Raw genomic sequence first — 12,379 nt, 5'->3', positions numbered from 1 at the left:
TGCTAGAATCTTGGGCTCTGCGGAATTCGCCGCGGAACCATTTCCCCCAAGAGGTCAACATGTACGCGGTCATAAAAACCGGAGGCAAGCAGTATCGCGTTGCCGCCGGCGAAAAAATTAAAGTAGAACAGATTGCTGCGGACGTAGGCCAGGAAATCGTGATCGATCAGATCCTCGCAGTCGGCAACGGCTCGGACATCAAGATCGGCACGCCCCTGGTGTCCGGCGCAACGGTCACAGCCACGGTGCTGTCCCACGGCTTGCACGACAAGGTGCACATCTTCAAGATGCGCCGTCGCAAGCATTATCAGAAACGTCAAGGCCATCGCCAGCAGTTCACCGAACTGCAAATCGGCGCGATCGCCGGTTAAGCAGGAGCTCACACCATGGCACAGAAAAAAGGCGGCGGCTCAACGCGAAACGGGCGCGATTCCAAGCCCAAGATGCTCGGCGTGAAGGCGTTCGGCGGCGAACTGATCAGCGCGGGCTCGATCATCGTGCGCCAGCGCGGCACCCAGTTCCACCCCGGCGCGAACGTCGGCGTGGGCAAGGACCACACGCTGTTCGCCCTGGTCGAGGGCCATGTGTCCTTCGGCTTCAAGGGTTCGCTGAACAAGCACACGATCAGCGTGACGCCGGCGGCTGCACAAGCCTGAGCGCGTCGTCCAGATCGGATCGAAGCCCCGCTGGTCGGGGCTTCTTCGTTTTTCGCCGCGCGCCGTGCGGCACCTCATTTGTAGACTGAGTCCATCATGAAGTTCGTCGACGAAGCCTTCATCGACATCGCCGCGGGCGATGGCGGCAACGGCTGCGTGTCGTTCCGTCATGAGAAGTACAAGGAATTCGGGGGCCCCAACGGGGGCGACGGCGGCCGTGGCGGCCACGTGTTCGCCGTGGCCGACATCAACCTCAACACCCTGGTCGATTTCCGCTACTCGCGCCGCCACGACGCCAAGCGCGGCCAGCACGGCATGGGTTCCGACATGTTCGGCGCCGCCGGCGACGACGTGGTGCTCAAGATGCCCGTGGGCACCATCGTGAGCGACGCCGAGACCGGCGAGGTGCTCTACGAACTGCTGGTCCCGGGCGAGATGGTGATGATCGCCAAGGGCGGCGACGGCGGCTTCGGGAACATGCGCTTCAAGAGCGCCATCAATCGCGCGCCACGCCAGAAGACGCCCGGCTGGCCCGGCGACAAGAAGAGCCTGAAGCTCGAACTGAAGGTGCTGGCCGACGTCGGCCTGCTGGGCATGCCCAACGCCGGCAAGTCGACCCTGATCAGCGCCATCTCCAACGCCCGGCCGCGCATCGCCGACTATCCCTTCACCACGCTGCACCCCAACCTGGGCGTGGTCCGCGTCGGCCCCGAACAGAGCTTCGTGGTCGCCGATCTGCCGGGTCTGATCGAGGGCGCTTCCGAGGGCGCCGGGCTCGGTCACCTGTTCCTGCGCCATCTGCAGCGCACGCGGCTGCTGCTGCACGTGATCGACATCGCGCCCTTCGACGAGGGCGTGGACCCGGTCGCGCAGGCCAAGGCCATCATCGGCGAGCTCAAGAAATACGACGCCGGCCTGCATGCCAAGCCGCGCTGGCTGGTGCTCAACAAGCTCGACATGGTGCCCGGCGACGAGCGCGCCGCGCGCGTGAAGGACTTCGTCAAGCGCATGCGTTTCAAGGGTCCGGTCTTCGAGATCTCGGCCCTGACGCGCGAAGGCTGCGAGCCGCTCGTGCAGGCCGTCTACCAGCACGTGAAGGCGCAGCAGGTGGCCGAGCAGCCACCGGCGGACATCGACCCGCGCTTCGCATGAGCGCGCCGCCGAACGCATCCTCCGGCACGGCGGCATTGCGCAACGCGCGGCGCATCGTCGTCAAGGTCGGCTCCAGCCTCGTCACCAACGAGGGCCGCGGCCTGGACGACGCGGCGATCGGCGAATGGTGCCGCCAGCTGGGCGCGCTGATGCGCGACGGTCGAGAGGTGGTGATGGTGTCGAGCGGCGCCATCGCCGAGGGCATGAAGCGCCTGGGCTGGCGCACGCGGCCCAAGGAGATCAACGAGCTCCAGGCCGCCGCCGCCGTCGGCCAGATGGGCCTGGCTCAGATCTACGAGACCAAGCTGCGCGAACATGGCGCGGGCAGCGCGCAGGTGCTGCTCACGCACGCCGATCTGGCCGACCGCGAGCGGTACCTGAATGCGCGCTCGACCCTGCTGACCTTGCTCAAGCTGGGCGTGGTGCCGGTCATCAACGAGAACGACACCGTCGTCAACGACGAGATCAAGTTCGGCGACAACGACACCCTGGGCGCCTTGGTCGCCAATCTGGTGGAGGCCGACGTGCTGGTCATCCTGACCGACCAAAAGGGCCTCTTCACCGCCGATCCGCGGCGCGATCCCGACGCCCGGTTCGTCCACGAAGCCGTCGCCGGCGATCCGGCGCTGGAAGCGATGGCCGGTGGCGTCGGCTCGGCGATCGGCAGCGGCGGGATGATCACCAAGATCCTGGCGGCCAGGCGTGCGGCGGGTTCCGGCGCATCGACCGTCATCGCCTGGGGTCGCGAGCCGGACGCGCTGCTGCGCCTGATGCGCGGCGAGGCCATCGGCACGCTGCTGGTGGCGCAGACCGCCAAGCACCAGGCACGCAAGCGCTGGATGGCCGACCACTTGCAACTGCGCGGCTCCGTCACGGTCGACGGCGGCGCGGCCGACAAGGTGCGCGGCGAGGGCAAGAGCTTGCTGCCGATCGGCATGACGGCCGTCGAGGGCGACTTCTCGCGCGGCGACGTGATCGCGGTGCGCGATCCGCAGGGCATCGAACTGGCGCGTGGATTGGCGAACTATTCGAGCGCCGAGGCCCGGCTGCTGTGCCGCAGGCCCTCGGCCGATTTCGAACGGCTGCTGGGCTATGCGGCCGAGCCCGAGATGGTGCACCGCGACAACATGGTGCTGACGAGGGACGCCGCGTCCCGCTGAGCGAGGCCGACGCGCGTGCCGCGGCGCGCCCGATCAGTCCGTCTCTCGGACCGGGTTCTTCAGGCGACCGATCATGAGTGCCACCGAACTGCGCGGCACCCCGCCCCGGCACAACGCCTGCTGGGCGAGCGCCCGGGTGTAGCTCGAATTCATCGCGCGGAAGGATTTCCATTGCGGGTCGGCCACCGCCTCCCAGCCGCCGCCGCTCGAACGCGCATAGCCCTTCATCTGCTCCGTGGCGCAGCGCACGCCTTCGTAGAACGCGTTGACCGCGCCGCCCGCCGGATTGCGTGCCACGACCACGTAGCGCACGACGCCGTCGGGCGTGACGACGATCGTCGCGGGATCGACGCCGAACTCGAGCGTCATGTAGCCCGGCATGCCGATCGGCACCAGCCGGTCGACATCGAAGGCGGGCGGCGGCGGGGCCGGACTTTCCTGCCAGTCGGTGTTGCCGAAGAGCTGTGCCGTAGCACCACCGGCCGCGCAAGCCAGGCCGATGGCCAGCAGGGTCGTCGCGAGGCGACGGGTCCTAGCGGTCGTCGGGCGTGCCGAACGCATCGGCGGACGCGGCGAGGGGTGGCGGATCGTTGGCGGGATGTGGAATGCTGGCATTGGGATCCGGGTCGAAGGTGGCGCCCGGAGGCAGGTCGAAATGCGGGTCCAGACCGTTCGCGGGCGCGAACCGGTCTAACTCGCGTCCACGCGGATTGACGCGCATGAAGCGGTTGCGGAAATCCTGGCGGGGCAGGTAGCGCGACAGCTCGGTCAATGCCATCTCGTAGACACCGCGCTTGAACTCCACCACGACGTCGAGCGGCACCCAGTAGTCGTGCCAGCGCCAGGCGTCGAATTCCGGATGGTCGGTGGCGCGCAGGTTCAAATCCCAGTCGTGGCCGACCAGCTGCAGCAGATACCAGATCTGCTTCTGGCCCTTGTAGTGGCCACGTGCGTCGCGTCGGATGAAGCGATCCGGCACCTCGTAGCGCAACCAGTCGCGGGTACGGGCCATGATCCGCACGTGCTCCGGATGGAGCCCCACCTCTTCATGCAGTTCCCGGAACATGGCCTGTTCGGGACTCTCGCCACGGTCGATGCCGCCTTGCGGAAACTGCCAGGAGTGGGTTCGGATGCGTTTGCCCCAGAAAACCTGGTTTCTCTGGTTGAGCAGGATGATGCCGACGTTGGGCCTGAAGCCGTCACGGTCGAGCATAATCAAACCCCAATTTTTAAACTGCTTTGATTATGCATGCCGGGCCACATTCGTGGCCTGTCTCGTCGGCAGTGAACCCACCGTCGTGCCATCGGTGCGGTCCGGGAAGGTCGGGTCTCCGCCGCCCGGTCGCAGGTCCCGGAATCCCCGTCGCGACGCTTTCCTCCCTCCTCTTTTTCCGAACGCGATCGATGAAAGCTTCCCGTTTCTTTGTCTCCACCCTGAAGGAAGCACCGGCCGACGCCGAGGTCGCGAGCCATCGCCTCATGATGCGCGCCGGCATGATCAAGAAGCTCGGCGCGGGCGTCTACACGTACATGCCCATGGGCCTGCGCGTGATCCGCAAGGTGGAGGCCATCGTGCGCGAGGAGATGGACCGCGCCGGCGCCGTCGAGCTCACCATGCCGGTGATCCAGCCGGCCGAGCTGTGGCAGGAGACCGGCCGCTTCGAGGCCATGGGTCCGGAACTGCTGCGCATCAAGGACCGCCACGACCGTGACTTCGTCGTGCAGCCCACCAGCGAGGAGGTCGTCACCGACATCGCGCGCCAGGAATTCCGCAGCTACAAGCAGTTGCCGAGGAATTTCTACCAGATCCAGACCAAGTTCCGCGACGAGCGCCGGCCGCGCTTCGGCCTGATGCGCGGGCGCGAATTCATCATGAAGGACGCCTACAGCTTCGACCGCAGTCCGGACGCCGCCAAGGCCAGCTATCAGGTCATGGCGCAGGCCTACCGCCGCATCTTCGACCGCTTCGGACTGCGCTACCGCGCCGTGGCGGCCGACAGCGGCGCCATCGGCGGCGACCTGAGCGAGGAGTTCCAGGTCATCGCCGCGACCGGCGAGGACGCCATCGTCTATTGCCCGGACAGCGACTACGCCGCCAACATGGAGAAGGCCGAGGCGCTGGCGCCCACCGGGCCGCGCGGCGCGGCGACGCAGCCGCGCTCGAAGACGCCGACGCCGGGCAAGAGCACCTGCGCCGACGTCGCCGAACTGCTGGGTGTGCCGCTCGCGGCCACCGTGAAGTCGCTGGTGCTCGCCACCGACAGGCTCGACGCCGCCGGCAACGCGGCGGGCGCGCAGGTCTGGCTGCTGCTGCTGCGCGGCGACCACGACATGAACGAGATCAAGGTCGGCAAGCTGCCCGGTCTCGACCAGGGTTTCCGCTTCGCGACGACGGCGGAGATCGAGGACCATTTCGGTTGCCGGCCCGGTTACCTCGGCCCGCTGGACCTGGTCCGGCCGGTGAAGGTGGTGGCCGACCGCGAGGTCGCCGTCATGGCCGACTGGGTCTGCGGCGCCAACGAACCCGACGTCCACGTCACCGGCGTCAACTGGGGCCGGGACCTGCCCGAGCCCGACCTCGTGGCCGACCTGCGCAACGTGGTCGCCGGCGACGCCTCGCCGGACGGCCTGGGGGTGCTGGCCATCGAACGCGGCATTGAGGTGGGCCACGTGTTCTACCTGGGCACCAAGTACAGCAAGCCGATGGGCGCCACCTTTCTCGACGAGGGCGGCAAGCCGCAGTTCCTGGAGATGGGTTGCTACGGCATCGGCATCACCCGGTTGCCGGCGGCCGCCATCGAACAGAACCACGACGAGCGCGGCATCGTCTGGCCCGACGCCATCGCGCCGTTCACGGTGGTGGTCTGCCCGATCGGCATGGACCGCAGCGCCGAGGTCAAGGCCGCGGCCGAATCGCTCTACGAGCAACTGCGCGCGGCCGGTGTCGACGTCCTGCTCGACGACCGGGGCGAGCGCCCGGGCGCGATGTTCGCCGACTGGGAACTCATTGGCGTGCCGCATCGCGTGGTGCTCTCCGACCGGGGGCTGAAGGAGGGCGAGGTCGAGTACCAGGGCCGCCGCGACACCGCCGCGACCAAGGTGCCGGTCGCCGCGATCGCCAGCTTCATCGAGAAGCGGCTCGGCGCGAAATGAGCCCGGGGCCGTCGCGGCGCCAGTGCCTCGGCGGCGCGGCCGGCGCGGTCCTGGCGCCGTGGCTGGCGGCGCTGCCGCGGCAGGCCCGGGCCGGTGCGCAGATCGAGGAGCCGCTGATCGACTCGGTGCGCACGGCGCTGAGTTCGGCGGTCCGCAACAACGCGCCGCCGGTGCCCGAGTTCGCCAGCACCGAGGCACGGCTCGCGCATTTGCGCTGGCTCGGCGAGATGAGCGAGCGCCTGAAGAAGAAGCTGCCCGACGCGGCGACGCGGATCGAATTCCTGCAGACCGCCTGGTACGAGGCCAAGCGTTCCGGGCTCGACGTGAGCCTGGTGCTGGGGCTGGTGCAGGTCGAGAGCAACTTCCGCAAGTTCGCCGTCTCCAGCGCCGGCGCGCGCGGCTACATGCAGGTCATGCCGTTCTGGACCCGCGTGATCGGCGACGCCGACCCGGCCAAGCTCTTCCACATGCAGACCAACCTGCGCTTCGGCTGCGTCATCCTGCGCCACTACCTCGACCGCGAGCGCGGCGATCTCTTCCTCACGCTCGGGCGCTACAACGGCAGCCGTGGCCGCGCGCCGTACCCCGATGCCGTCTTCGCCAATCAGCGCCTCTGGCAATTCAAGGACCGCGCCGACGCCTGAGGCCCGTCAGAGCCGGGTCGCCATGACCTGATCGATCCGATGGCTGTCGACGTCCATCACCTCGAAGGTGTGGCCGGCGCAGGTCACGCTGTCGGTGCGCTTGGGCACGCGGCGCAGCATCGTCATCAGGAAGCCCGCGAGGGTCTCGTACTCGTCGGGGTGGGGCAGGGCGTCGATCTCCAGCGCGCGCAGCACGTCCTGGATCGGCGTCACGCCGTCGATCAGCCAGGAGCGCTCGTCGCGCCGCACGATCTGCGGCTCCTCGTCCTGCGGGCCGACCAGGTCGCCCATCACGGTGCTCATGACGTCGTTCAGGGTGATCACGCCCACCACCAGGCTGTATTCGTTGACGACGATGGCGAAATCCTCGCGGGCCTGGCGGAACTGCTCCAGCACCTCGGTGAGCGACAGCCGGTCGGGCACCACCAGCGCCTTGTGCAATGGCACCCCCTGGTCCAGCGCGAGCGGCTGGCCACTGAGCACGCGCTGGAACATGTCCTTGGCATCCACGTAGCCCAGCACGTGGTCGATGTCGCCGTCGCACACCGGGTAGGCGGAAAAGGGCTCGGCCACGATGCGCGCGCGCAGCACCGACTCCGGGTCGTCGTCGAAGAACCAGGCGACGCGTTCGCGCGGCGTCATGACGCTGCTGACCAGCCGCGTGTCGAGTTCGAAGACGTTGGCGATCACCTGCTGCTCGCGCAGCGCCAGCACGCCCGCGCGCGCACCGGCCTCGGTCATGGCGAGGATGTCGGCCGAGGTGATCTGCTCGACGCGGTGCAGCGGCAGTCCCATCAGCTTGAAGAGGCCGTCGGTGCTGCGCGTGAACAGCCACACCAGCGGCTTGAAGGTGGTGATGAGCACCTGCATCGGTCCCACCATGCGCACCGCCAGCCGCTCCGGCTCGCTCATGCCCAGGCGCTTGGGGAACAGGTCGGCGAACACCAGGAAGACCGAGATGATGGTGACGAAGGAGGCCGCGAAGGCCGCGCCGGCGGCGGTCTCGGGACTCAGCCACAGCGCGAAGAGGCGCGCGAAGTACGGGCTCAGGGCGCCTTCGCCGACCACGCCGCCGAGGATGGCGACCGCGTTCAGGCCGATCTGCACGACGGTGAAGTAGTGCCCGGGCTGCTCCTGCACGCGCAGCACGCGCTCGGCGCGCGCGTCGCCCTCGTCGGCCATCTGGCGCAGCCGCAGGCGGCGCGAGGCCGCGAGCGTGATCTCCGCGAGCGAGAAGAAGGCGCTCGTGACGATCAGCGCCGCGATGAGCAGCAGGCTCTGGATCAGGCTCATGGGAGAAGGAAAGGGGCCGGCGCGTGCCCGGCCCCCGGAACGTCCGCGGGGCCCGGCCGGGCACGGGGGGATGCCGCGGGCCCGGCCGGCGCCGGGCGGCCGCTCAGGCCGCGCCGCCGCCGACGACGACCTGCTGCAGCTCGCCCGACTCGTACATCTCCATCATGATGTCCGAGCCGCCGATGAACTCGCCCTTGACGTAGAGCTGCGGGATCGTGGGCCAGTTGCTGTATTCCTTGATGCCCTGGCGGATCTCGGCGTCGTCCAGGACGTTGACCGTCTTGAGCGACTTGGTGTCGACGCCGATGGCCTTGAGGATCTGGATGGCGCGGCCGGAGAAGCCGCACATCGGGAAGCTGGCGTTGCCCTTCATGAAGAGCACGATGTCGTTGGTCTTGACGAGGTCGTCGATGCGTTGCTGGGAATCGGGCATGGGAGGGCTCCTGAAGGGAAGAATGGACTGCGGGGATTATTTCACCGTGGCGCCGGCGCTGCCCGTCGCGCGGCCCAAGTCCTCGTCGGCGGACCGCCCGGGCGGCCCGGCGCGCCGGCCTCCGGAACAGCGTTCGATGCCGGCGAGGTCCCGGCGGCTCGCGACGTGCGTGAAGCCCCGCGCCGCCAGCAGCGCGCGCACCGCGCCGGCCTGGTCGTGACCATGCTCGAGCAGCAGCCAGCCACCGTCGCGCAGGCGGGCGGGGGCCGACGCCACGATGCGGCGCAGATCGTCGAGGCCGTCGGCGCCCGCCACCAGCGCCGCTGCCGGCTCGTGCGCCAGCGCCGGCAGGTGCGGGTCGCCGATGGCGATGTAGGGCGGGTTGGAGACGATCAGGTCGTAGGCGGCGGCGGGAGCGCCGTCGAGCCAGTCGCCCTGCGCGAAGCGCACGGGCAGGCCCAGGCGCACCGCGTTGTCGCGCGCCACCGCCAGCGCGTCGGCGCTCGCGTCGACGGCGTCGACCCGGGCGCCGGGCCGGGCCCGCTGCAATGCCAGGGCGATGGCGCCGCTGCCGGTCCCCAGGTCGAGCACCGAAGGTCCGGACGATCCATGCCGGGGGGCGTCGCCCGCCGCCACCGCCACCGCCGGCGCGTCCAGCAGCGCCAGCGCCCATTCCACCAGCGCCTCCGTGTCCGGGCGCGGCACCAGCACGCGGGCATCGACCCGCAACGCGAGGCCATGGAATTCCTTCTCGCCCAGCAGGTAGGCCACCGGCTCGCCGGCGGCGCGGCGCGCGACGTGGTCCTCGAAGCGCGCGCGCGCCGGCTCGGGCAATGCGTCGTCGTCGTGGGCGAACAGCCAGGCGCGGTCGTGGACGGGCCGCCCGAGGGCGTGCAGCAGCAGCAGCTGGGCGTCGAGCCGGCCGAGGCCCGCGCGCGCGGCGTCGCGCAGGGCCTGCGCGAGCGTCGGGGCGCTCATGCCGGCAGGCTCGATTCGAGCTCGGCCAGCTGCTCGGCCTCGCGCGCGGCGCGCAGCGCGGCCAGCACGTCGCCCAGGTCGCCTTCCATGATGGTCTGCAGCTTGTAGAGCGTGAGGTTGATGCGGTGGTCGGTGAGCCGGCCCTGCGGGAAGTTGTAGGTGCGGATACGGTCGCTGCGGTCGCCGCTGCCCACCAGGCCCTTGCGCAGGGCGGCGTCCTTGGCGGCGCGTTCGCTGCGGTCCTTCTCCTGGATGCGCGCGGACAGCACCTGCAGCGCCTTGGCCTTGTTGCGGTGCTGGCTGCGGTCGTCCTGGCACTCGGCCACGATGCCCGTGGGGAGGTGCGTGATGCGCACGGCCGAATCGGTCTTGTTGATGTGCTGGCCGCCGGCGCCGCTCGCGCGGTAGGTGTCGATGCGCAGGTCGGCCGGGTTGATCTGCACCGCGAGCGCCTCGTCGGGCTCGGCCAGCGCGGCCACGGTGCAGGCGCTGGTGTGGATGCGCCCCTGCGTCTCGGTGGCCGGCACGCGCTGCACGCGATGGCCGCCGGACTCGAAGCGCAGCTGGCCGAAGACGCCGTCGCCGACGACGCGGATCACCACCTCCTTGAAGCCGCCGAGTTCGCTCGGGCTTTCGCTGACGACTTCGCAGCGCCAGCCGGCGCGCTCGCAGTGGCGCGTGTACATCCGCAGCAGATCGCCCGCGAAGAGCGCCGATTCGTCACCGCCGGTGCCCGCGCGGATCTCCAGGAAGGCGTTGCGCGCGTCGTCCGGGTCCTTGGGCAGCAGCAGGCGCTGCAGGTCGTCCTCGATCCGGACCAGGTCGGCCTCGGCCTCGGCGATCTCCTCGCGGGCCATCTCGGCCATCTCGGGGTCGGCCAGCATCTCGCGCGCCCCGGCCAGGTCGGCCTCGCGCTGCACGAAGCGGGCGTGGCGCCCGGCGATCTGGGTGACCTCGGCATGCTCGCGCGAGATGGCGCGGTACTGCGCCATGTCGGCCATGATGTCCTCGCGCGAGAGCAGGAAGTCGAGTTCGCCCAGGCGCTGGACGTAGCGCTCGAGCTGGTGACGGAGGAAGGGTTTCACGGCGGACCTCGGAGGACGGGGCGGGAAGACGGGGACGAGGAAGTTTCGGTGGCGACGCGACGCCTTGAAGCGACGGGGCGGACGGCGGTGCCGCCGCGCCGGCCGCCTTGGCGCCTCGGCGGGGACGCCAAGGCGGCGGGACCGTGTCGCTAACGCTCTTTGCGCGTGGCGTCGCCGCGCAGGAACAGGCGCGAGACGGTCTGCGCGGTGCGCTCGCGCGCCTCGGCGTCGCCGGCGTTGAGTTCGGCCATGGCGCCGTGCAGCATCTTCTGGGTCAGCCCGCGCGCCAGCGCCTCGAGCACGGCCTCGACCGGTTCGCCCCGGGTCAGGAGCTTGCGCGCGCGCGCCAGCTCGAGCGTCCGCCATTCCTCGGCCTGGGCATTGAGCTGGCGGATCAGGGGCACCGTGCCGCGCTGGCCGAGCCACTGCATGAAGCTCTCGACACCCGCGTCGATGATGACCTCGGCCTGGGCCACCGCCGCCTGCCGGCTGGCCTGGCCCTGCTGCACCACGGCGGCGAGGTCGTCCACGGTGTAGAGGTAGACGTCCTCCAGGTCCTTGACCTCCGGCTCGATGTCGCGCGGCACCGCCAGGTCGACCATGAACATCGGGCGGTGCCGTCGCTGGCGCAGCGCGCGCTCGACCGCGCCCAGGCCGATCAGCGGCAGCGTGCTGGCGGTGCAGCTCACCACGATGTCGAAGTCGGCCAGCCGCGCGGGCAGGTCGGCCAGCCGCATCGCCTGGCCGCCGAAGCGCGCGGCGAGCCGCTCGCCGCGCTCGGCCGTGCGGTTGGCGATGGTGATCGACTTGGGCTGGCGGGCGGCGAAGTGCGTCGCGGCCAGCTCGATCATCTCGCCCGCGCCGACGAACAGCACGCGCGTCTCGCGCAGGTCCTCGAACAACTGGCCGGCCAGGCGCACGGCGGCGGCGGCCATGCTGATGGAGTGCGCGCCGATCTCGGTGGCGGTGCGCACTTCCTTGGCGACGGCGAAGGAGCGTTGGAAGAGCTGGTTGAGCGTGCTGCCCAGGGCGCCGGCGGTCTCGGCGGCGCGCACGGCGTCCTTCATCTGGCCGAGGATCTGCGCCTCGCCCAGCACCATGGAATCGAGCCCGCTGGCGACGCGGAAGGCGTGGCGGGCGACGGCGTCGTCGTGCAGGGTGTAGGTGTGCGAGCGCAGCACGTCGCGGCTGACGCCGCCGCTGTCGGCCAGCCAGCCGACGGTGTGGTCGAGCGCGGCCTGGTGGTCCGACACCCAGTAGATCTCGGTGCGATTGCACGTCGAGATGATGGCGGCCTCGACGTCCGGATGACGGCCCGAGGCGAAGGACTCGCGCAGGCTGTTCAGGGTCGGGGGGATCTGATCGACGGCGAACGCGAAACGACCGCGCAGATCGAGCGGCGCGGTCGTGTGGTTCAAGCCGAGGGCCCAGACTGACATAGTCCCCGATTATAAAATTTGTCGTCGTCCCGTCCGCCGGACGCCGCGCATGCCCCGCGCCGGGGCTGCGGAATGCACCATTTCGAGGCCCGAGCGGCCCGTCCCATGTCCGTCGCCCACCTCCTTTCCCTCTCGCTGCTGAACTTCGTCGCCCCGGCCCTGTTCCTGGCGCTCGCGCTGGCCCTGGCCGCGCGCTGGATGCTGCCCCGCGACGCCGGCGCGCCCGGGTTCTGGGTCCAGGTGGGGCTCAACGCCGTCGCCGGGGTGGCGGTGCTGGCGATCGGGTTGTGGGTCTTCGGACGCGACGGCCGGATGGCCAGCTACGTCGCACTGGTGGGGGTGGGCGCCAGCGCGCAATGGGCGCTCTCGCGGTCCTGGAAATAGCA

14 protein-coding genes are annotated in these 12,379 nt (G+C 69.9%); 7 read left to right on the top strand and 7 right to left on the bottom strand.

Translation table 11 applies throughout. The features are described 5' to 3' along the window. Positions 1–59: 59 nt before the first annotated feature. The 4 genes from rplU (at position 60) to proB (ending at position 2,968) form a co-directional block, all read left to right on the top strand. Complete coding sequence (rplU, locus tag NF681_16500) at positions 60–371, top strand: 50S ribosomal protein L21 (GenBank protein UST53881.1); 312 nt, start codon at positions 60–62, stop codon at positions 369–371. A 15-nt stretch (positions 372–386) separates the two neighbouring features. Then, entirely contained in the window at positions 387–656 is a 270-nt protein-coding gene (gene rpmA / locus NF681_16495) for a 50S ribosomal protein L27 (protein UST53880.1), read from the top strand. Between the two features lie 96 nt (positions 657–752). Next, the gene (obgE, locus tag NF681_16490) at positions 753–1,808 is read left to right on the top strand and encodes a GTPase ObgE (GenBank protein ID UST53879.1); all 1,056 of its coding nucleotides are present in this window, start codon (positions 753–755) and stop codon (positions 1,806–1,808) included. Further along, positions 1,805–2,968 (top strand): glutamate 5-kinase, encoded by a 1,164-nt coding sequence (gene proB, locus NF681_16485; protein UST53878.1) that lies wholly within the window; start codon positions 1,805–1,807, stop codon positions 2,966–2,968. Before obgE ends, proB begins: the two co-directional genes overlap by 4 nt. Before the next feature lie 33 nt (positions 2,969–3,001). On the opposite strand, the gene NF681_16480 is transcribed toward proB, so the two are convergent. Next, entirely contained in the window at positions 3,002–3,529 is a 528-nt protein-coding gene (locus NF681_16480; protein ID UST53877.1) for a CNP1-like family protein, read from the bottom strand. Then, a complete protein-coding gene (locus NF681_16475; protein UST53876.1) occupies positions 3,501–4,181 on the bottom strand; it encodes an RNA pyrophosphohydrolase in 681 nt (226 codons plus the stop codon). The genes NF681_16480 and NF681_16475 overlap by 29 nt, the downstream gene beginning before the upstream one ends. A 191-nt stretch (positions 4,182–4,372) precedes the next feature. On the opposite strand from NF681_16475, the gene NF681_16470 reads away from it, so the two are divergent. Continuing rightward, a complete protein-coding gene (locus tag NF681_16470; GenBank protein UST53875.1) occupies positions 4,373–6,121 on the top strand; it encodes a proline--tRNA ligase in 1,749 nt (582 codons plus the stop codon). Beyond that, positions 6,118–6,765: a lytic transglycosylase domain-containing protein gene (locus NF681_16465; GenBank protein UST53874.1), complete on the top strand. Its 648-nt coding sequence runs from the start codon at positions 6,118–6,120 to the stop codon at positions 6,763–6,765. The genes NF681_16470 and NF681_16465 overlap by 4 nt, the downstream gene beginning before the upstream one ends. A gap of 6 nt (positions 6,766–6,771) precedes the next feature. Here NF681_16465 and NF681_16460 read toward each other — a convergent pair whose 3' ends face one another. From NF681_16460 to hemA, 5 genes are all read right to left on the bottom strand, one after another. Then, positions 6,772–8,058, bottom strand: coding sequence for a hemolysin family protein (locus NF681_16460; protein UST53873.1), 1,287 nt, complete (start codon positions 8,056–8,058; stop codon positions 6,772–6,774). Between the two features lie 103 nt (positions 8,059–8,161). Beyond that, positions 8,162–8,491 (bottom strand): Grx4 family monothiol glutaredoxin, encoded by a 330-nt coding sequence (grxD, locus tag NF681_16455; protein ID UST53872.1) that lies wholly within the window; start codon positions 8,489–8,491, stop codon positions 8,162–8,164. Positions 8,492–8,527: 36 nt separating this feature from the next. Further along, positions 8,528–9,469, bottom strand: a complete 942-nt coding sequence (gene prmC, locus NF681_16450) for a peptide chain release factor N(5)-glutamine methyltransferase (GenBank protein UST53871.1) — start codon at positions 9,467–9,469, stop codon at positions 8,528–8,530. Further along, complete coding sequence (prfA, locus tag NF681_16445; protein UST53870.1) at positions 9,466–10,554, bottom strand: peptide chain release factor 1; 1,089 nt, start codon at positions 10,552–10,554, stop codon at positions 9,466–9,468. The genes prmC and prfA overlap by 4 nt, the downstream gene beginning before the upstream one ends. Positions 10,555–10,703: 149 nt before the next feature. Beyond that, positions 10,704–11,993 carry a glutamyl-tRNA reductase gene (hemA, locus tag NF681_16440; GenBank protein UST53869.1) on the bottom strand — a complete coding sequence of 430 codons (1,290 nt, stop codon included), beginning with the start codon at positions 11,991–11,993 and terminating at the stop codon, positions 10,704–10,706. 105 nt (positions 11,994–12,098) lie between these two features. Here hemA and NF681_16435 point away from each other — a divergent pair, with 105 nt between their 5' ends. Beyond that, entirely contained in the window at positions 12,099–12,377 is a 279-nt protein-coding gene (locus NF681_16435) for a hypothetical protein (protein ID UST53868.1), read from the top strand. Positions 12,378–12,379: the final 2 nt, after the last annotated feature.

This window comes from Comamonadaceae bacterium OTU4NAUVB1 (genome assembly GCA_024372625.1).
Taxonomy (GTDB): Bacteria; Pseudomonadota; Gammaproteobacteria; order Burkholderiales; family Burkholderiaceae_C; genus Variovorax.
Note: the sequence above shows the minus strand (reverse complement) of the source record. Positions and strands in the feature narration are given on the sequence as shown.